Source organism: Pseudomonas sp. zjy_15, from assembly GCF_043101865.1.
GTDB lineage: Bacteria > Pseudomonadota > Gammaproteobacteria > Pseudomonadales > Pseudomonadaceae > Aquipseudomonas > Aquipseudomonas putida_Y.
Window position 1 is genome coordinate 26,746 of record NZ_JBICII010000032.1, and the last position, 18,074, is coordinate 44,819.

Sequence of the window (18,074 nt, forward strand, 5' to 3'; positions counted from 1 at the left end):
ACTGCACTACGGTCAGTGCGAAACGCGACTGGTACCGTCTACAGTCATGATGCGCACTCGGTCGCCAACACGGAAGATTTCGTTCTCCTGCACGGCCTGCACATAGGCGCGCATGCTGCCATCATCTTCACGAACGGTAATTTCGACACCTTGGGTACGAGTCAGGCCTTCTTCTGCTGCGGAACCCGCCAAGCCACCGGCCACGGCACCGATCACGGCAGCCACGATGCTGCCACGGCCACCGCCCACGGCGCTGCCGGCTACACCGCCCACGATGGCACCAGCACCGCCGCCAATCGGGGTCTTGGTGCCCTCGATCTTGACCGGACGCAGGGATTCGATGGTGCCCATACGCACGGTTTGCACGCGGCGGGCTTCGTCACGGGAGTAGCTGTCACCGGTCAGGCTCGAGGCACAGCCCCCCAGCAGCAGCGACATGGTGGTAAAGGTCGCCACCAGCAAAGCGGATTTACGCATGGGTAAAGTCTCCATAAGTCAGGTGCTCATTAGACGCTGCACATTGACGGCTGTCACGGTACAAACGTAATAAAATTGTTTTCATTCAGCCGGGGTACAGCCTGCCGGGCTGTGTCGAAGGCCTTTCAAGTGAGACCAAGAATAGCCATGGATTACTTCATCGTCGTGGTCACCACCGTTACGGGACTGTATTTTCACTGGTGGCTGTATGTGCGCATGCGCCGCTGGATGGACCGTGACCTGGCCTTGTCGCTGGCAGGGGCTGATCCTGAAAAACGCGCGTTCATGCTTGAAAGGTTGGCGCAGGCGCGGCAGGAGAAGGTAGGGCGTAAGCAACTACCGGGGTGGTTGGAGCGCGAGGCGGCGGGATATCCGGGGTAACTTGATCGATGGCTGGGGCCGCTTGGCAGCCCCAGTTACTCAGGGTGCCAGCCGCTCTCGCAGCCACTGCCCATCCACCAGCCGATAGTTCAACCGGTCATGCAGGCGGCTTGCGCGCCCCTGCCAGAACTCGATGCGCTCGGGCAACAAACGGTATCCCCCCCAATGCTCAGGGCAATGCGGCTGGGTGTCGGAGAAACGCGCTTCAGTGGCCTTTACCAGGCCCTCCAGTTCCTCACGCCCGGCAATCACGCGGCTCTGTGGCGAGGCCCAGGCCCCCAGACGGCTGCCCAGCGGGCGGACCTGGTAGTAGGCATCCGACTCCTGCGCCGTAACCTTCTGCACCCGACCTTCAATGCGTACCTGACGTTCCAGCGCCGGCCAGAAGAAGGTCATGGCCGCAAAGGGGTTGGCTTGCAGTTGCTGGCCTTTGGCGCTGTCGTAGTTGGTGAAGAAAGTGAACCCCTGCTCGTCGAGCCCCTTCAACAGCAATACACGGCAATGCGGGCGACCTTCGCCGTCCACGGTGGCCAAGGTCATGGCGTTGGCTTCCACCGGTACCTGCTCGGTTTTCACCGCATCGGCGAACCACTGGTGGAACAGGGCAAACGGCTCCCCCGGTGCCTGGGCTTCGGTCAGTCCATCACGGGTGTAGTCGCGGCGCATATCGGCCAGGGATTGGGTCATGACTGCGGTTCCTTGACGATCAGTTGGTCTTCGCAGGGCTGTTGGCAGCTACTTTCTTGTCAACGGCAGCTTTCTTGGCAGCAGGCTTGGCTGGCGCAGCTTTTTTCTTGGCTGCAGTCTTCGCTGGTGTTTTGGCCTTGGCTACAGGTTTCTTCGCCGCAGCCTTGGCGACCGGCTTGCTGCCAGCAGCCTTGGCATCCTGCACGGCCACCATCGAGGCCGGGGCGGGTGCCGGGGCGGCCTGCTGGTATTTGGCCAGGAGTGCAACCATGGTGTTCTGCGGGGTCAGCAACATTTCCACGCGGCGGTTCAGGGAGCGCCCCTCGGCGCTGTCGTTGGCAGCGCGCGGCATCATCGAGCCCATACCCTTGAGGGTCAGGCGGTCACGCTGCAGGCCGCTGAGGCGGAAGATGGCCGATACCGAAGCGGCGCGCTCCAGGCTGAGCTTCTGGTTGGCAACGGCGGCACCGCTGCTGTCGGCATGGCCCAGCACCAGCACGGCAGTCTTGGGGTCGCCTTCGACAGTCTTGGCGACGCGGGTGATCGGGCCCAGGGACAGGGGCAGCAGCATGTTCGGGCGATCACGATTGTATGAGCTGTCTACCGGCAGGGTTACCGCCAGCACATTGTCGCGACGCTCCAGCTCCAGCTTGCTGTCCTTGATCGCTTCACGCAGCTTGGGCTCGTATTCGTCCAGCCAGGCCTGGGTAGCCTTCTGATCAATCTTCGGCACCACCGGCCCCTTGGCTTGCTCGTCGTCACCGCCAAACGGCCACCACCAGCGGCTGGCGCTTTCGGATTTGGCATCGGCTTTGGCCACGGTTTCAGTAACGGCTGACTTCACTTCCTGCTCGGCAACCTTTTCCGAACCGAAAGGCCACCAGCTGGAACCACCTACCTTGGAGCCATCCGGGGAGTGGCTGGCGCAGCCGGTAACGGCGGTCAGGCACAGGGCGAGTGCTAAGGTTTTATGTGAAGACATCAGCGATACACCATGAAATAGAAAGATATTTTGCCCAGGGACTTCAGGCCTTGGCATTGAGGATAGTCAAAGGGGTGTGGCAATACCCGCATTACCCGATCAAAGGCAAGTGGCAAGAACGCGCACCAGTTTCTGGGCCCGTGGGTCCATCAGCACATAAGGGCCTAGGGTATTGACCACAAAACCGAAGGCCACATCGTGCTCCGGGTCGGCAAAACCGACCGAGCCACCGGCACCGGGGTGGCCAAAGGCGCGGGCGCCAAGACCAAAGGTGGCATTCGCCACATCGGGCTGGTCGAGCATGCAGCCCAGGCCGAAACGGGTCTGAGTGAGCAAGGTACGATCCTGGCCGAGGCTATGCTCGCGGGTCAGCTCATCGAGCAGTTCGGATTCAAGCAGGCTGCCGTCCAGCAGCCCGGCATAGAACCCCGCCAGGCTGCGTGCGTTGCCATGGCCATTGGCCGCTGGCTGCTGCATGCGTCGCCATTCCGGTTTGTTGGTGCTGGTCAGTATCGCGGGCGGGTTGGTAAAGGCGCGGGTCGACAGTGCCTCAGGCTCGCGCATGGTCACCTGCAGCAAGCGTTGCGCTGCGGCATCTCCAGCGTTGCCCTTGCCACGGGCAATATGCGCCACGCGGTGGAACTCTTCGTCGGCCAGGCCAACATGGAAATCCAGCCCCAACGGGCGGGCGGTACGGGCCACGATCGAGTCGCCAGGGCCACGGCCGTCGGCACGGCGGATCAGCTCGCCGATCAGCCAGCCATAGGTGATGGCGGCATAGCCGTGTTCTGTGCCTGGCGTCCACCACGGAGTCTCGGCGGCCAGGGCATCGACCATGACCTGCCAGTCATACAAAGCTTCGGCCGGCAGCAGCTCACGAATGGCCGGCAAGCCGGCACGGTGGCTGAGCAACTGGCGCAAAGTGATCGACTGCTTACCCGCCTGGGCAAACTCGGGCCAGTAGTTGGCCACCGGGGTATCGAGGGCCAGCTTGCCCTCGCCGACCAGTTGCAGGGCGGTAACGGCCGCGAAGGTCTTGGTGCAAGAGAACAAGTTGGCGATGGTATCGCTGTGCCAGGCCTGCTGGCCGTCCTTGTCGGCACAGCCGGCCCACAGGTCAACGACGGTTTCGCCACCCACCTGGATGCACAGCGCGGCGCCACGCTCCTGGGGATCATCGAACAGCGCGGCAAAGGCTTCGCGCACGGCTTCGAACTTCAGCTCATAGTGACCCTGGATCTGCACCCGCTGCTCTCCGTACGACCATATCCAAAAAGGTGTGCATTGTTTCAGTAGTTGGGCGTTTTGCAAACTGGCTTGGACCAAGTGGTCGCGACACAAAGCCACTCCCACGTAAGATGACTGCACCAGCCTGACTTCAGGGGGCCGGTCTTTCCAGCTCGGCACGCAGCTGGCTCATGGTGTGCAGGTTACTTTTGCGCACGGCATCGACAAACCCTGGATAGGGCATGTCGGTAATCGCCACCAGCCCGAGGTGGCCGTTCTCACCATCGAGCAGGCGACCGCTGGCCGGTTGGTCGAGGTACTGGAACCAGTGCGCGCCAACGATCATCGGCTGCGCCAGGGCCGCCTTGAGGAAGTTTGCGTAGGCCGGGCCGCGATCCTCTTCCCGCGCCAGCTCCAATGGCCCCGGCCAGAACGGCCCGCGATCACGCGAGCCGAACTGGAACTCGGACACGAGCACCGGCTTGTCCATCTCCGCCAGGCGGGCAAAGTCGTAGCCGTCCTGTGGCTTGAGGGTATAGAAGTTGAAGCTCAGTACATCGCAGAACTCGGCACAGGCCTTGACCGCCTCCGGTGTACTGACCGCATAGCGACCACCCAGGAGCATGTGATTGGGCGCATGCCACTTCAACGAATCGGAAATGGTCTTGAAGTAGGTCTCGGCAAATACCCGCTGGAAGTGTTGGTAGTCACGCTCGATTTCCGGGTGCTCCGGGTTAGGCAACGGCGCCTCGAAGCCAGGATCCTCCATTAGCTCCCAGGCGGTCAGTTCGATCCCCCAGGCCTTGGACAACCCCTCCTGGTTGCGATACTTGTCGCGCAGCTGCTTGAGAAACGCGCGTTTGGCTGGCACGTCGGTGGTCAGGCGCAAGGTACCGTAGGCCAGGCCATAACGGGCCTGGGGATCGCTTCCGGGGGCAGCCCAGGCCAGTTCGTTGTCCGCGAAGTAGCCGATCAACCAAGGGTCGTCGCGGTGATCGCGAGCGGCGATGGCCACCGCACGTTCGGTGGCCATGGCAAATCGCGGGTCGAACGGGTCGGGCATACGCCCCCACCAATCCATGCCAGTGCTGATGCTGGCATAGTCGCCCACGATCGACAGCGGCAAGGTATACGGCATGCGTCTGGCCTGGCCAAGGGCCGGCTCGCTCCAGTTGCCAACGGTGTTGAACCCCCAGGCCAGAAGCCGGTCAAGCGCGTGCGCCTGCCAGCGGTCGGCATCCAGCACCGGCAGTGCGCAGTTGGCTGGCTGGCCCTCCACTGCGGGCGGACAGGGTTTGCCATAAGTACGCTGCAGGTTGGCGGCGTAGAAGTCGAACCAACGCCCCTGCTTGAAATTGCGCCCCTGCGACGAGGCATTACCATCGTCGTTGTTGCTTTCGCCATAGAACCCGGCCAGTGCATCGCCCTCGGCGGGCAGGGCCTTGAACATGCCTTCGCGCCCGGCGACATACGTACGCCCACCGTCTGCCGCCACGGCGTTCACCCCCAGCGAATAGAACGGGTGCCCATCCGGCGTTATCAGGTACCAGCGGCCATCACGCTTTTCAGTGCGAAAGAAGCCCTTGGCTGCAAAGGCCGGCCCGCCCACCAGGCCACCGTAAGCGTCCAGCTGCTGCTTGCTGCGCTCCGCCAACCAACCCTTGAGCTGTTGCTGTTCACGGGTATCGGCCGCCTTGAGCTGCTCGTCACTGGATACCTTCTCGGGCCAGTTCCCGCGAGTCGACTGGCCATAGGCATCAATCAGCTCGTGATAGGCCGCCCTGTACGCCTGGTCGTCATCCTGGATACCGACACGCTCGATCAACAGGCTCTGCGCCACCTTGGGGCTGGGGATGCTCAGGCTGACCGAGGTCACCTGCTTGAGGTCGACTGCACCGGCACTGCTGGTCAAAAGGAGGCGCTGACCACCGTGGGTCCACGGCATCGGCGGGCCGGCGCGCATGCCCTGGTCCAGCGGCGAACTGGCTGTCAGCGGCACCATCACCGTTTGCGCGGGGCCTGCGGGCAGGTCGATACGGCTGGTCAAGGTGCCGCCATCGCTGCCTTGCACCGTGACATCCACGGTCAATGCCCAATCCATGGCACTTTGCAGGCGCAAGGTCAGGAACTGCCCGGCGGACCAGTCCCACACCCCGCTCTGCGGGCTCAGGCGCAGGGTGGGCTGCTGCGCCGGGTTGAACACCACACGCCGCAACACCTCGCCCTCGGCCGTTTGTTCCGCGTTGTACTGCGGCATGCCGGCATTCACGGTCGCCACATTGACCACCGAGGCCGGGCGCACGAAGCTGAACAGCGTTTGCTGCTCGGCCAGCAAGGGCGAACTGCACAACAAGGCGAAGACGGCGGGCACGGTACGGCGGATCATAAGGCGAGGGCTCTCCTTCAGGGCCCTGATGGGCCCAAGACTGAGTAATGGACAATGCGCCGGCGCAAGTGCTCGGCGGTCAGGAAATTTCCCGCCGGAACGGCGGCAGCGCATTGAGAATAGCCTTGCCGTAGCGCTGGGTGACCAAGCGCCGGTCAAGCAAGGTGATAACGCCGCGATCCTGCTCGGTACGCAGGAGGCGACCGCAGGCCTGGATCAGCTTCAACGAGGCGTCGGGCACGGCAATTTCCATGAACGGGTTGCCGCCACGTGCCTCGATCCACTCGGCCAGCGCAGCTTCGACCGGGTCATCGGGCACAGCGAAGGGAATCTTGGCGATGACCACGTGTTCGCAATACGCACCCGGCAGGTCGACGCCTTCGGCAAAGCTGGCCAAGCCAAACAGCACGCTGTGCTGGCCATCGTCGACCCGCGCCTTGTGCTTGTTCAGGGTTTCCTGCTTTGAAAGGTTACCCTGGATGAGCACCAGCTTGCGCCAGTCACGGTCCAGACCGTCAAACACATCCTGCATCTGCTTGCGTGACGAGAACAACACCAGCGCGCCACGGGCATCTTCGACAATGTTCGGTAGCTCGCGGATGATCGCTGCAGTGTGCGCCGCAGCATCGCGGGGGTCGGCCTTCAGGTCGGGGACCCGCAAAAGACCGGCATCGCCATGCACAAACGGGCTGGGCACCACACAAGTGACGGCATCGCGCGGCAACCCCGAACGCATGCGGAAACGGTCGAACTTGCCCAGCGCGGTCAGCGTCGCCGAGGTCACCAGCGCACCGTGCGCCACGCTCCACAGGCTGCGCCGCAGCATTTCTGCGGCGAGGATGGGGCTGGCGTTGACTTCGATGTCGAACAGCGCGCCACTCTCGGCCAAGGTCAGCCAGCGCGCCATGGGCGGGCTGTCTTCCGGGTCTTCGGCAGTGAAGGCCGTCCACAGCTCCCAGTTGCCCTGGGCACGGGTGACCAGGCTGCCGAACAGCGGATACCACTCTTCGGCCTGATGGCTGGCGATGCCGATGTTGACCTCACCGTCCATGCCCTCCTTGAGCAGGTCAGCCAGGCGGGTGAACAGATCGTTGAGGCGGGCAAAGCCCTTTTTCAGTTCGATGCCCACTTCGCGAATCTGCTCCGGCACCACCCCACCCTCGAAACGGTAACGCGGGCGTTCACGGCCTTCGGTGTCCTCGCTGGGACGGAAGTCGGCTACCTGTTCACAAAGGGTGAACATGAACTGCTGCTGGGTGCGTACTTCCCGCGCCAGCTCCGGCACCTGCTCGATGTACTTGCCCAGGTCGCCGGGCAGCGGATGCTGGGCCAGCAATTTGGTCAGGTTCTTGGCGGTCTGTTCCAGCCAGTCGGCGGTGGAACGCAGCCGCGAATAATGGGCGAAATGGCCGATGGCCTTGTCTGGCAGATGATGGCCTTCGTCGAACACGTACATGGTATCGCGCGGGTCGGGTAACACCGCACCGCCACCCAGGGCCAGGTCGGCCAGGACCATGTCGTGGTTGGTGACGATCACATCGACCTTGCCCATGCCTTCGCGAGCCTTGTAGAACACGCACTGCTGGAAGTTGGGGCAGTGGCGGCCGGTGCACTGGCTGTGGTCGGTGGTCAGCCGTGCCCAGTCCTGGTCTTCCAGGGCCTCTGGCCAGCTGTCACGGTCACCGTCCCAGCGGTTGCCGGCAAGCTTCTCGATCATGCTGTTGAACAACTTCTGGCTGCGCTCGTCGACTTCGATACGGAAGCCTTCTTCTTCGAACAGTTGAGCCGTGGCGGACTGGGCGTGGCCTTCCTGCAGCAAGATGTCGAGCTTGGACAGGCACAGATAGCGGCCACGGCCCTTGGCCAGGGCGAAGCTGAAGTTGAGGCCGCTGCTGCGCATCAGGTCGGGCAGGTCCTTGAAGACGATCTGCTCCTGCAGGGCCACGGTGGCCGTGGCGATCACCAGGCGTTTGCCCGCGGCCTTGGCAGCCGGGATGGCAGCCAGGCTGTAGGCTACCGTCTTGCCGGTACCGGTGCCCGCTTCCACGGCCACCACCGCAGGCTCGCCAGCGCGGCGGCCTTCATCGTCGCAGGCAATGTCGCCAAGTACCTTGGCCACTTCGGCGATCATCAGGCGCTGGCCATAGCGCGGCTTGAGGCTCTTGGCTTCGAGAAAACGCGAATAGGCGCCCTGGATAGTGGCTTTGAGTTCGTTGCTGATCATGGTCTGCAGGCGCCCGGAGGGCTGGATATATTTTCAGTGTTTCGCATGGGGCGGCTATCATACCCCGCTATTGCCCTTTCTGCCGCATGGAGATCCGAATGCTCGCCTTTGCCCTGCCCTACACACTGCATGTTCTGGCCGCCCTGGTATGGGTCGGCGGCATGTTCTTCGCCTGGCTGGTGCTGCGCCCGGCAACGGTTGCAGCCCTGGAAGGGCCTGCCCGCCTGCGCTTGTGGGTGGAAGTTTTCCGACGCTTCTTCGGCTGGGTCTGGCTGGCGGTGGCGATTTTGGCGATAAGTGGTATCGGCATGTTGCACATGCGCTTCAGCGGTTTCGAGACAGCACCCAGGTACGTACACGTGATGATCGGTGGCGGGATCGCCATGCTTGCCTTGTTCATGCGCATTCAGGCGTTGCTGCTGCCGGAATTGAAGGCAGCAGTGCAGGCCGAGGACTGGCCGACAGGGGCGGCGGTACTGGGGCGCATTCGGCGGATGGTGGGGGTCAATCTGCTGCTGGGGCTGGCCGTGGTTGCGGTGGCCAGTTCGCGGCTGGTGATCTGACAGGTTCTGCGCGCAACCAGTAGCGAAACCGGTGCCACGGTGGATGTCACCGGCGTTGCCGGTGTTCGCGGGCAAGCCCCACAAGGGATCGCGGTGAGAATCACAGCCACTGCTGCTCACTTCACCCGCGGCGCCTCGCGCACACGGGGAATGGACATGACATGGAAGATCCCCGTCAACAGGATTTGCAACCGGTCAAACCAACGGTGACTGCGCCCGCGCAGGCTGCGATTGAAGAACAGCACTTCAAGCAAGTGCAGACCCAACAAGACGATGCCTGCGGCATTGATCAGCAGATTGAAGGGCAAAGGTTGTGGCATCAGCTGATTGAACAACAACACCCCCCAGAAAGCGACCGTCAGGACCTTGCCCAGACCCAGGATGAACTTCATACCCGTCCCTATAGATTGTTGTCATGTCGAGGCGACCCGATCGAGCAAGCCGTGCGAACGACATTGACGGTAATGCCAAGGCAGGCGCCTGCACCACTCAGTTGAAGTGCAGCTCCACCCGTCGGTTGCGCGCGCGGCCCTCCTCGGTTTCGTTGTCGGTCACCGGCTCGCTTTCCCCGCGGCCCTGGCTGGTGACCTTGCCCATCTCCAGGCCCTGACCAATCAGGTACTCGGCGACGCTGCTGGCGCGGCGTTCGGAAAGTGCCTGGTTGTAGCTGTCGGAGCCCACACTGTCGGTATGCCCGATCACACGGACCTTGGCCACCGTCGGTGAGTTGAGTTTCGCCACCAGGCCTTGCAGGCGTTGCTGGGCCGCCGGCGTCAGTTCGGCGGAGTCGAAGGCGAACATCACCGCGCCGTTGTCATCGAGGGTGATCACCTCTGGCGAGGGTTCGGGAGCACTGGCAGGTGGCGCTGCCGGGTACTGTCTGAGTGGGCAACCCATGTGGTCGACCGCCGTGTTGGCTGGGGTCTCGGGGCAGTGATCACGTCGATCGAAAATGCCGTCACCGTCTTCGTCACCGTCCTGGGCATAACAAATCAGCCCCCCGGCGATGGCGCCCAGGGCACCACCACCGGCAGCCCAGGAAGAACTCTCGATGGCGCCAAGGCCACCACCGACCAAGCCGCCCAGCAGGCTGCAGATGGGCCAGGTCCTTTGATTGAGGGGCGCACTGCCATCGCTGTGCGTAGCGCAGCCCGCGAGCAGGCTGGCAGCCACCAACAGCGGCAATGCCGCCTTCGACGTCACACTCATGCTGAATGCTCCTGTGTCATTGGCCACAAACGGCCGGGCGGCATGAAGATGCGCCCGTGCCACTGCTCAAGGCACGAGCGCACGCCGTCTTACCGCTGGATCTTGATCTCGGTACGACGGTTCATGGCACGCCCTTCGGCTGTGGCATTGTCTGCCACCGGCTGGGTCTCACCCGCGCCGACCACCGAAACGAAGCTGCTGCGCGCTACACCGCTGTCGACCAGATAATCGGTCACCGAATGGGCACGTCGCTCGGACAGCTTCTGGTTGTAGCTGTCGGAACCGACGCTGTCGGTATGGCCGCTGACGCTAAGGCGGGCAGATGGCGCTTCCTGCTTCAGACGCGTAGCAATGGTATTGAGGCGCTCTTTGTCACTGGCAGTCAGGCGCGCAGAGTCGAACTCGAAGTGCACATCACGGATGACAATGACTTCTTCCTTCTGCACCACCACTTCTTCGACCACCGCGACCGGCTCAGGCGGGCATCCGTTGGCATCGACCTGCACACCACGCGGGGTGCCAGGGCATTTGTCACGGCTGTCGGGCACGCCGTCGCCATCCTCGTCGCCATCGCCGTGGGCCCAGCAATAGCCCGCCGCCAGGCCACCGCCCAGCAACGCACCCCAGCCAGCCCAGCTGGAACTTTCGATGGCGCCCAAGGCGGCGCCGCCTACACCCCCGACGGCGGCACATTTCGGCCAGTCGGTTTTTTGCAAACCTGCACAACCAGTCAACACACTGGTGAGCAGTACCAGGGGTATCGCTGTGCGTACTATGCTCATTTCATTGCTTCTCCTAGGGGGAATCGGCATAAGACCGATCTCTGGGAGTAAAGACCGCTCATCCCAACCCTGCCAGCAATAAGCTACGTCACGGCCACATGCCTCTTTGCCCACACGCCGCAGCCCGCTAGTCTTGGACGACTAGAACGAGGAATGGCAATGACCGAAGGTTTTTCCAAACGCACCCCGCAACAGGCCCTGGCAGCCCTGCTCGAGCGTTTCACTCCGCAACGCCTGCTGCTGGTAGGTACGCGCTTTCCGGCGCTGGACGCCTTCGCCCAGGCGCACCCCCAGGTGACCATCGACATCGCCGCCCCAGGCCCGCTGCCGGCCGAACTGGCCGCCCAGCGCTTTGACCTGGCGGTACTGGTGGACTGCCTGGAGCACTTGCCCAAGCGCACCGGCCTGGAGCTGCTCGGCGGCATTCGCAACCTCAACGCCAGCCGGGTTGCAGTGCTGGCCGACCTGGCCGCCTGCGGCTGGCAGGACACCGACTTCTTCGCCCTGGCCTTGTCGGCCAGCGAGAAATTCCGCCGTGACCAACAGGTTTTGAGCCTGTTCACCTATGATCTACATGACTATAAGCAGGTACCGGACTGGCTCAACGCCAGGTTCTGGGCCAACCCTGAAAACTTCGGCAAGTACTGGTGGTGATGATGAGTGTCTCGGTCTGCCCTTGTGGCAGTGGCAACCTGCTTGACGCCTGCTGCGGGCATTACCATGCCGGTACCCCGGCACCGGATGCCCAGGCCCTGATGCGCTCACGCTACAGTGCGTACGTGCTGGGCCTGGTCGACTACCTGGTAGCCACCACCCTACCGGTTCAGCAAGCCGACCTGGACCGTGCTGCCATCGCCGACTGGAGTGCACAGAGCACCTGGCTGGGCCTGGAGGTGGAAAGCGCAGAAGTGCTGGGCGGCCAGCCGGAACACGGCTTCGTCACCTTTACCGCGCGTTGGCACGACCAAGAGGGCGATCATCAGCACCGTGAACGCTCGGCCTTCGTCCAGCATGCCGGTCGTTGGTACTTCATCGACCCAACGGTCGGGCTGAAGGCCGGGCGCAACGACCCCTGTCCCTGCGCCAGCGGGCACAAATTCAAGAAATGCTGCGCCAGCTACGTAGGGAACTGAACATGATCAAGCGCACCCGTCTGCTACTGCTCGGTGCGCTGCTGGCATGGCTGACGGGTTGTGCCAGCTGGGGCGAGGACTGGCGCGAGCCCGAAGTGCATCTGGTCGAGGTCGAAACAGTCAAGGCCAGGTTGCTGGAACAGGAGTTCGTGTTGCACCTGCGGGTCGACAACCCCAATGACAGCCGCCTGTTCATTCGCAACGTGTCGTATGCAATACGCCTCAATGACCTGCTACTGGTGCAGGATCAAGCCAGCGTATGGCGCAGCGTGGGCGGGCATGCACGGCGCACGTTCAAGATCACCGCACGAACCAACCTGTGGCAGCACCTGAAGCCACTGGCCAAACTGCTGAAAAGCAAGCAGCCGCTGCATTACACCCTGCAGGGCGAACTGGCGACCGGGTTGCTCATCCATCGGGACCTGCACATATCACGCAGTGGTGAGATAATCTCCGGCGATCACATACCGGAGTAACCCTGCAATGTCCCAACAGCCTCACGTTCATGGCCCTGACTGCAACCATGACCATGATCACCACCACGATCACGGCCATGTACACGGCCCGCACTGCAACCACGGCCATCAGGAGCCGGTACGCAACGCCCTGAAGGACGTTGGCCGTAACGACCCGTGCCCGTGCGGTAGCGAGAAAAAGTACAAGAAGTGCCACGGCGCCTGATCGACTGACTCGATAAAAAACTGAGAGATTGCGCGAACACTGTGGGGAGCGGGCGCGCCCGCGAACACGGGCGAAGCCCGTGCCATCCACCGCGTCACCTGCTTCGCGGGCTTGCCCGCTCCCACAGGTACCGTGCCAGCCTCTGAATCATGAGCCTGGCACAGGTAGGCTACGCGGCCTTTCGCCGGTTAGCCCCCAGCAGGTCCTGGTACCAGAGGCCGGCATCATAGGCGATGGTCACCAGGGTGGTCTCGACATACTGCGGGTGCTGGGCCATGCGCTGGGCAACCGCCAGGCAGGCAGCGGCTGTATTACCGACGAAAATGCCACTCTGCATGTAGAACCAGCGCTGTGCGGCCAGCATTTCTGCATGGTGCACCTGGGCCCGCTCGTCCACCAGCGACCAGTCCATGAACGGCGGGCAAACGCCCACGGCCATGCCTTCAAAACGATGATCGGCGAACACGCCGGCCCTCGAGTCACAGCCATTGGGATCGACCAGCACCGTCGACACCTCGAAGCCATGGTCCTTCAGCCCCAGGGTGATACCCGTGAAACTGGCGCCAGTACCCGCACAGCCCACGAACAGGATCTGCCTCCCCGCCCCGGCGTTGGTCAGTTGCATGGCCAGTTCGCTGGCGGTCTGATAGCGGTGGGCCTCGATGCCTACCGGGTTGTTGAACTGGTCGGTGTAGAAGTATGACTTGCCCAGCGCGGCCTGGTTATCCAGGTGATGCATCACCACGTCCTTGGGTGTGGCACCGGCCATCAGCATTTCCTTGCCGATCAGTCGGGCACCGAAACACTCCAGCAGATCCCGCTTGGTCTGGCTGAAACTCAGCCCGACCGCCAGCTCTACGGCGACCTGGTATTTGTGGCAAGCCGCCAGCAAGCCAAAGCCGAAACTGCCACCGGTCTTTTCGATGACGGTCGTCACCCCGGGAATGATGTCACCCTTGCGCACGGCATGTTCGACGATCTGCCGCGCCGCCCGGTATTTGTGGCTACCGCCCGGGTTGTTCATTTCCAGTTTGGTGTAGATGCGATCGCTGACACTGATGAGCTCGCTCATTTGCGGCTACCTTCCATTGAAGTATGCAGACCGGCCTTGTTCTGCAGCAAGCCGGCAGTGGCAACCAGCAACCCCATGCAGAGGACCATGCAGATGGCATTGGTACCGTCCCAGCCAACCGAGCTCAGCAACAGCGAAGGGCTGAATGCGCCGAGGGTGGCAAAAACGGCAATGGCCAGGTCGTTCTTGCCCTGCATCTGCATCGCGGCCGGGCTGTTCTGCAGTGACTGGGCCAGCAACGCACCTCCGCCTACATAAGTGAGGTTCCAGCCCAGTCCAAGGGCAATCAGTGCCAGGGTCATCATGGCGTAGCTGTGCGACCAGATATTCATCGCCGAGCAACCGATCAACAGGGCCAGGCCCGCGCAAATGGTGGTCTTGATACCCAGTCGCTGGATGATGGCGCCGGTGAAGAACGACGGGGCAAACATGGCGATCACATGCCACTGGATCGCCAGTCGGACGTCAGTGAAGTCCTCGTGCATGTGTTTCATGTGCATCGAAGCCTGGATCATCAGCAGGTTCATGATCCCGTAGCCCAGCGCAGCGACAGCCATTGCCACAACCACGCTCGGGCCTGCCGGCTCGGCGCGGGTGCTTGCCGGCTGTGTTGCGCTGTTGATCGCGCTGGCCGTACCCGCATCATTGGGCAGGCACAGGGCAATCAACAACGACAGCAGCGCCAGGCCGACAAACGCGGCATAACACAACGAAAACAGTGGGAAGCCACCAACATCACGCAGCCACTCGGTAAGCGTTGGCCCGACGACAGCCGCGATGACCCCGCCAGCCACGACCAGCGAAAGCGCCTTGGGCTTCAAGGCCTGGGAAAGATTGTCGGTTGCCGCGAACCGGTTGAAGTTGGCGAACGCGATGTACACACCCAATGCTGAGTGGCTGAGGACCAGCGTTGGAAAATGCTGGTGCTCCACCGCCAGAAAGCCGCTTACGCCAGACAGCGCCAGGGGAATCGCGCCCAGCATGAACGCCTTTTTACGGCCGATGCGGCTCATCAGCCTGGAGACCGGATAGGTTGCCAACATCAGGCAAAGAAACTGGAACCCGTACGGCACCGTGGACCATGCGGCGTCAGGCGCCAACGAGGCCCCGACAATGGCGGCCATCGTCACCGACATCACGGCAGTCGTCAGGTTGATCGACTGTGCGGTGAAATACAGGTACGTGCGCCGCGGTAACGTGCTGTTCATAATGCGTGCTCGTGATAAGGGGACAGGTCGATTTCGGCCTCGGGGAACACGCAGATCAGCCGTTCCTTGCCTTTACCCAGGCGTTTGCGCTTGACGCCAAGGCGCCCGATGCGCCGAGGCGAATCGAGGTGCGTGCCACCGCACGGGATTTCTATCCCGTTGTAGGTCCACAAACGCGCGTCCTCCAGGCCTTGAACCGCGTAGTGCTCGATGGGCGCATCGCAGCCGATCAGTTCATTCGCCCGTCGTTCTATTTCAAGTACGTCTTCAGCCGTGAACGCGTCCTCGACCAGGAAGTCGAAACGTGCCGTGTCTTCTTTGATATGGCAGCCGATCGTCCATTGCTTCAGCTCTTCACGCAGCCCGATGGCGGCGGCATACAGGAAGTGGCTGGCACTGTGAGACAACGTCAGCCGTTCGCGCCGTTCAATATCGATAGTGACGCGGGCTGGCATGCCTACGGTGACTTCATCAAGCAAGTGCAAATCATCAGGGTGCAAGCTGTGAATAATGATGCCGCCCAGTTTTCCGCCTTTGAAACCCTCCAGGCGAATAGGGCTACCGTAGAGTTTTTTAACCCAGATGAATCGCACGGTACCCACCGGTAATTCAATCGTGCCGAAGTCCGCTTCCTGGCCGCCACCTTCCGGGTAGGCCACTGTGCTCAACAACTCGATGCCGTCACTGTGCACGCGTGCTACTTGAGTGTTCGCGCCCGCCAGGTACTGGTCTTTGTAATACAGTTTCTCGGTATTTCGTAAAACTTCATAGTTAAGAGAGTTCATGATTCCAATACCACCTGCAATGATGTTTTAACCTGTACCCGGGCAGCGGCCGGGACGTCTTTGGTAACAATGCAGCCCGGTCCGATAAACGCGCCGTCACCCACATGAATTGCGCCCAGCACACTGGCGAAAGCGCCGATCTGTACCCGGTTACCCAACGTCGGATGCCTGGGGTTCGAGGGGTTGTCACTGATACCGCGGGCGCCCAGGGTCACCCCGCCCAGCACGTAGCAATCGTCACCAATGGTCGACGTTTCACCAATGACGGTGCCCATGCCATGATCGATGATGAAGCGCGCACCGATGCGGCTGCGGAAATGAATCTCCGCCCCCGACAGCATTTTTCCGCGCCGGGAAATCATGGCGGCCAGGCATTGACCGCCGGCGCCGTAGGTAGCGGCGCTATTGTTGTAGATCCAATGGGCAAGCCGATAATGCAAAACCGCAGAATAAGAGGTGTAGGTTTTTGCAATGAATACCAGGTCGCGGCCGGCAGCCGGATCTTTCATGGCAAATGCCTGCAAATCGGCATGTGCCTGTTCAGTCACACTTTCAATGACCGATGTTTCTTTCAGTGCTTCGAACTCGACGATTGAACAACACTCCAATAACGCCGAGGTCACAAGATTCTTTACAACTTTGAATGACTCCAGTTCGTCAGGGACAGGAAGCCTGGCAATGACGGCTGATTGCATGTCCATAGGGTGCATGGGCTTGATATCCAGTTATCGGGTCTGCACAAACGCTATAAGTGCCGCCTTTGTTGGCAGCCGAAAGTTTCGACACGGGGATAGTGGCATGTGCTGGCCATTTGCAAACGAACAGTCGACAAGCATTTCCGTTAACTGTTAGGCTTTTTTTTCTAACGGTTTCGGACCTGCCATGACCCCCTGCAGCCTTCATCACCTGTTGAAACAACGCCTGGATGCAGGCGAGTGGTTGCCAGGGCAACGCATGCCCTCCATCCGCAAGCTGACGGCTGCAGTCGACTTCAGTTACCACGACGTCGTATCGGCCTATGCCCAGTTGGTCAGCGAAGGTGTGTTGACGGCATCACCCGGCCGTGGCTACTTCGTGGCAAACCGCGCCCGGCAAACCAGCGTGATCCACGAACCCGAGTGCATGGCCGGCGATCCGCTGTTCCGGCTGCTGCAGGGCGGCCAGCACTTCACCAAACTGGGCAGCGGCTGGCTGCCCCCTGCATGGCGCGACACCGAGTTGCTGGCCAAGGCAATTCGGCGCACGGCGCGGTTGGAGCAGAGCTCGCTGGCAGAGTACGGCGACATCCAGGGCTACCTGCCCATGCGTAAACAGCTGTGCGTGCACATGAAACGGCTGACCCGTGTCGAAGCCCGCCCCAACCAGTTGCTGACCACACTGGGGGCTACGCAAGGCCTGGACCTGGTGGCACGGTTGCTGATCAAACCAGGCGACCACGTTTTCGTCGACGAACCGGGTAACGGCAACCTGATCAAGCTGATCCAGCTGGCGGGCGGGCACGTCGTCGGTATTCGGCGGACCCAGGACGGGCCGGACGTGGAAGAAATGAGAAGCCACCTGGCCAGGCACAAGGTCAAGGCGTTTTTCTGCAACAGCACCTTCCACAACCCGACCGGCAGCAACATCAGCCCGCACAACGCCTTCAGCGTCCTGCGCCTGGCGGTGGAGCACGAGTTCTTCGTGGTCGAGGATGATGTGTATGGGGACTTCAGCCCCGCCGTGCGCCAGACCTTTGCCGAGCTGGACAACCTTGACCGGGTTATCTACATCGGCAGCTTCTCCAAGTGCCTGTCGGCATCGCTGCGCGTGGGGTTCATTGCCTGCTCGCAAGACCTGATCGAGCCGCTCACACGCCTTAAACTGCTGACCTGCGTTGCTGTCCCGGCGTTTTGCGAACGCTTCGTCAACACCATATTGTCGGATGGCACCTATGCCCGGCACATGAAGGACGTGCAGCAGCGCCTGATTCGCCAGCAAGTGCAAACCCAACGCTTGCTGCTCGAGCGCGGCTGGCAGTTCGACATTGCACCACAAGGGGGGATGTTCCTCTGGGTCTACCACCCGGACCTGCCCGACCTGCAACCTTTCATGCGTAAACTGGAGCAGCACAAGATCCTGCTGATGCCCGGCTCTGCATTCGCGGTGAGCCGTGACTATCAACGCTACACGCGTATCAATTGCACGCATTTTTCCGACGCCTTGGCTGAGCACTTCGACGTTTGACCCGCGCAATCAAATAAACCGACCTGGGACCTTGCACGGCGCCTGCGCGCTTAC

20 protein-coding genes are annotated in these 18,074 nt (G+C 61.9%); 7 read left to right on the forward strand and 13 right to left on the reverse strand.

Translation table 11 applies throughout. The features are described from left to right. Positions 1 to 12: 12 nt before the first annotated feature. Positions 13 to 477, reverse strand: a complete 465-nt coding sequence (locus tag ACF8EF_RS05505; RefSeq protein ID WP_009684613.1) for a glycine zipper 2TM domain-containing protein — start codon at positions 475 to 477, stop codon at positions 13 to 15. Positions 478 to 624: 147 nt separating this feature from the next. On the opposite strand from ACF8EF_RS05505, the gene ACF8EF_RS05510 reads away from it, so the two are divergent. Beyond that, the gene (locus tag ACF8EF_RS05510) at positions 625 to 858 is read left to right on the forward strand and encodes a hypothetical protein (protein ID WP_176685317.1); all 234 of its coding nucleotides are present in this window, start codon (positions 625 to 627) and stop codon (positions 856 to 858) included. Between the two features lie 39 nt (positions 859 to 897). Here the strand turns inward: ACF8EF_RS05510 and pdxH are convergent, their stop codons facing one another. The 5 genes from pdxH to dinG all read right to left on the reverse strand — a co-directional run bounded on the left by pdxH (position 898) and on the right by dinG (position 8,364). Next, positions 898 to 1,545, reverse strand: coding sequence for a pyridoxamine 5'-phosphate oxidase (gene pdxH, locus ACF8EF_RS05515; protein WP_176685318.1), 648 nt, complete (start codon positions 1,543 to 1,545; stop codon positions 898 to 900). Between the two features lie 19 nt (positions 1,546 to 1,564). Continuing rightward, positions 1,565 to 2,527, reverse strand: a complete 963-nt coding sequence (locus ACF8EF_RS05520; protein ID WP_176685319.1) for an OmpA family protein — start codon at positions 2,525 to 2,527, stop codon at positions 1,565 to 1,567. Between the two features lie 99 nt (positions 2,528 to 2,626). Further along, positions 2,627 to 3,772, reverse strand: a complete 1,146-nt coding sequence (locus ACF8EF_RS05525; RefSeq protein ID WP_176685320.1) for a serine hydrolase domain-containing protein — start codon at positions 3,770 to 3,772, stop codon at positions 2,627 to 2,629. A 133-nt stretch (positions 3,773 to 3,905) separates the two neighbouring features. Continuing rightward, on the reverse strand, positions 3,906 to 6,140 hold the full coding sequence (locus ACF8EF_RS05530; protein WP_392460657.1) for a beta-galactosidase: 2,235 nt from the start codon (positions 6,138 to 6,140) through the stop codon (positions 3,906 to 3,908). A 79-nt stretch (positions 6,141 to 6,219) separates the two neighbouring features. Further along, positions 6,220 to 8,364, reverse strand: a complete 2,145-nt coding sequence (dinG, locus tag ACF8EF_RS05535) for an ATP-dependent DNA helicase DinG (protein ID WP_274148987.1) — start codon at positions 8,362 to 8,364, stop codon at positions 6,220 to 6,222. Between the two features lie 98 nt (positions 8,365 to 8,462). Here dinG and ACF8EF_RS05540 point away from each other — a divergent pair, with 98 nt between their 5' ends. After that, the gene (locus ACF8EF_RS05540; RefSeq protein WP_020191313.1) at positions 8,463 to 8,927 is read left to right on the forward strand and encodes a CopD family protein; all 465 of its coding nucleotides are present in this window, start codon (positions 8,463 to 8,465) and stop codon (positions 8,925 to 8,927) included. Positions 8,928 to 9,043: 116 nt separating this feature from the next. Here the strand turns inward: ACF8EF_RS05540 and ACF8EF_RS05545 are convergent, their stop codons facing one another. From ACF8EF_RS05545 to ACF8EF_RS05555, 3 genes are all read right to left on the reverse strand, one after another. After that, positions 9,044 to 9,319, reverse strand: a complete 276-nt coding sequence (locus ACF8EF_RS05545) for a DUF1145 domain-containing protein (RefSeq protein WP_176685323.1) — start codon at positions 9,317 to 9,319, stop codon at positions 9,044 to 9,046. Positions 9,320 to 9,416: 97 nt separating this feature from the next. After that, positions 9,417 to 10,136 carry an OmpA family protein gene (locus tag ACF8EF_RS05550; protein ID WP_209967676.1) on the reverse strand — a complete coding sequence of 240 codons (720 nt, stop codon included), beginning with the start codon at positions 10,134 to 10,136 and terminating at the stop codon, positions 9,417 to 9,419. A gap of 89 nt (positions 10,137 to 10,225) precedes the next feature. Continuing rightward, positions 10,226 to 10,918, reverse strand: coding sequence for an OmpA family protein (locus tag ACF8EF_RS05555; protein ID WP_176685325.1), 693 nt, complete (start codon positions 10,916 to 10,918; stop codon positions 10,226 to 10,228). A 159-nt stretch (positions 10,919 to 11,077) separates the two neighbouring features. Between ACF8EF_RS05555 and ACF8EF_RS05560 the strand changes: the two genes are divergently transcribed. The 4 genes from ACF8EF_RS05560 to ACF8EF_RS05575 are packed head-to-tail and all read left to right on the forward strand — an operon-like array spanning position 11,078 to position 12,732. Next, the gene (locus ACF8EF_RS05560) at positions 11,078 to 11,572 is read left to right on the forward strand and encodes a DUF6231 family protein (protein WP_176685326.1); all 495 of its coding nucleotides are present in this window, start codon (positions 11,078 to 11,080) and stop codon (positions 11,570 to 11,572) included. Between the two features lie 2 nt (positions 11,573 to 11,574). Next, on the forward strand, positions 11,575 to 12,051 hold the full coding sequence (locus ACF8EF_RS05565) for a YchJ family protein (RefSeq protein WP_392460658.1): 477 nt from the start codon (positions 11,575 to 11,577) through the stop codon (positions 12,049 to 12,051). 2 nt (positions 12,052 to 12,053) lie between these two features. Beyond that, the gene (locus tag ACF8EF_RS05570) at positions 12,054 to 12,527 is read left to right on the forward strand and encodes an LEA type 2 family protein (protein WP_176685333.1); all 474 of its coding nucleotides are present in this window, start codon (positions 12,054 to 12,056) and stop codon (positions 12,525 to 12,527) included. A 7-nt stretch (positions 12,528 to 12,534) separates the two neighbouring features. Continuing rightward, positions 12,535 to 12,732 carry an SEC-C metal-binding domain-containing protein gene (locus ACF8EF_RS05575; protein WP_003254900.1) on the forward strand — a complete coding sequence of 66 codons (198 nt, stop codon included), beginning with the start codon at positions 12,535 to 12,537 and terminating at the stop codon, positions 12,730 to 12,732. Positions 12,733 to 12,901: 169 nt separating this feature from the next. On the opposite strand, the gene ACF8EF_RS05580 is transcribed toward ACF8EF_RS05575, so the two are convergent. From ACF8EF_RS05580 to ACF8EF_RS05595, 4 genes are read right to left on the reverse strand one after another with little or no spacing between them, the layout of a single operon-like run. Beyond that, positions 12,902 to 13,804 carry a pyridoxal-phosphate dependent enzyme gene (locus ACF8EF_RS05580; RefSeq protein ID WP_176685334.1) on the reverse strand — a complete coding sequence of 301 codons (903 nt, stop codon included), beginning with the start codon at positions 13,802 to 13,804 and terminating at the stop codon, positions 12,902 to 12,904. Beyond that, a complete protein-coding gene (locus tag ACF8EF_RS05585; protein WP_176685335.1) occupies positions 13,801 to 15,012 on the reverse strand; it encodes an MFS transporter in 1,212 nt (403 codons plus the stop codon). Before ACF8EF_RS05585 ends, ACF8EF_RS05580 begins: the two co-directional genes overlap by 4 nt. Continuing rightward, positions 15,009 to 15,797, reverse strand: coding sequence for an alanyl-tRNA editing protein (locus tag ACF8EF_RS05590; RefSeq protein ID WP_176685336.1), 789 nt, complete (start codon positions 15,795 to 15,797; stop codon positions 15,009 to 15,011). The genes ACF8EF_RS05585 and ACF8EF_RS05590 overlap by 4 nt, the downstream gene beginning before the upstream one ends. Further along, positions 15,794 to 16,507 (reverse strand): serine O-acetyltransferase, encoded by a 714-nt coding sequence (locus ACF8EF_RS05595; RefSeq protein WP_176685337.1) that lies wholly within the window; start codon positions 16,505 to 16,507, stop codon positions 15,794 to 15,796. Before ACF8EF_RS05595 ends, ACF8EF_RS05590 begins: the two co-directional genes overlap by 4 nt. A 172-nt stretch (positions 16,508 to 16,679) precedes the next feature. Between ACF8EF_RS05595 and ACF8EF_RS05600 the strand changes: the two genes are divergently transcribed. Then, complete coding sequence (locus tag ACF8EF_RS05600; protein ID WP_176685338.1) at positions 16,680 to 18,020, forward strand: PLP-dependent aminotransferase family protein; 1,341 nt, start codon at positions 16,680 to 16,682, stop codon at positions 18,018 to 18,020. The last annotated feature ends 54 nt before the right edge of the window (positions 18,021 to 18,074 follow it).

Coding starts and splice junctions, on each gene's coding strand:
- ACF8EF_RS05530 (WP_392460657.1), bottom strand. CDS start 6,140: ATGATCCGCCGTACCGTGCCCGCCGTCTTCGCCTTGTTGTGCAGTTCG.
- ACF8EF_RS05575 (WP_003254900.1), top strand. CDS start 12,535: ATGTCCCAACAGCCTCACGTTCATGGCCCTGACTGCAACCATGACCAT.
- pdxH (WP_176685318.1), bottom strand. CDS start 1,545: ATGACCCAATCCCTGGCCGATATGCGCCGCGACTACACCCGTGATGGA.
- ACF8EF_RS05595 (WP_176685337.1), bottom strand. CDS start 16,507: ATGCACCCTATGGACATGCAATCAGCCGTCATTGCCAGGCTTCCTGTC.
- ACF8EF_RS05540 (WP_020191313.1), top strand. CDS start 8,463: ATGCTCGCCTTTGCCCTGCCCTACACACTGCATGTTCTGGCCGCCCTG.
- ACF8EF_RS05570 (WP_176685333.1), top strand. CDS start 12,054: ATGATCAAGCGCACCCGTCTGCTACTGCTCGGTGCGCTGCTGGCATGG.
- ACF8EF_RS05585 (WP_176685335.1), bottom strand. CDS start 15,012: ATGAACAGCACGTTACCGCGGCGCACGTACCTGTATTTCACCGCACAG.
- ACF8EF_RS05505 (WP_009684613.1), bottom strand. CDS start 477: ATGCGTAAATCCGCTTTGCTGGTGGCGACCTTTACCACCATGTCGCTG.
- ACF8EF_RS05555 (WP_176685325.1), bottom strand. CDS start 10,918: ATGAGCATAGTACGCACAGCGATACCCCTGGTACTGCTCACCAGTGTG.
- dinG (WP_274148987.1), bottom strand. CDS start 8,364: ATGATCAGCAACGAACTCAAAGCCACTATCCAGGGCGCCTATTCGCGT.
- ACF8EF_RS05545 (WP_176685323.1), bottom strand. CDS start 9,319: ATGAAGTTCATCCTGGGTCTGGGCAAGGTCCTGACGGTCGCTTTCTGG.
- ACF8EF_RS05560 (WP_176685326.1), top strand. CDS start 11,078: ATGACCGAAGGTTTTTCCAAACGCACCCCGCAACAGGCCCTGGCAGCC.
- ACF8EF_RS05520 (WP_176685319.1), bottom strand. CDS start 2,527: ATGTCTTCACATAAAACCTTAGCACTCGCCCTGTGCCTGACCGCCGTT.
- ACF8EF_RS05600 (WP_176685338.1), top strand. CDS start 16,680: ATGACCCCCTGCAGCCTTCATCACCTGTTGAAACAACGCCTGGATGCA.
- ACF8EF_RS05510 (WP_176685317.1), top strand. CDS start 625: ATGGATTACTTCATCGTCGTGGTCACCACCGTTACGGGACTGTATTTT.
- ACF8EF_RS05550 (WP_209967676.1), bottom strand. CDS start 10,136: ATGAGTGTGACGTCGAAGGCGGCATTGCCGCTGTTGGTGGCTGCCAGC.
- ACF8EF_RS05565 (WP_392460658.1), top strand. CDS start 11,575: ATGAGTGTCTCGGTCTGCCCTTGTGGCAGTGGCAACCTGCTTGACGCC.
- ACF8EF_RS05590 (WP_176685336.1), bottom strand. CDS start 15,797: ATGAACTCTCTTAACTATGAAGTTTTACGAAATACCGAGAAACTGTAT.
- ACF8EF_RS05580 (WP_176685334.1), bottom strand. CDS start 13,804: ATGAGCGAGCTCATCAGTGTCAGCGATCGCATCTACACCAAACTGGAA.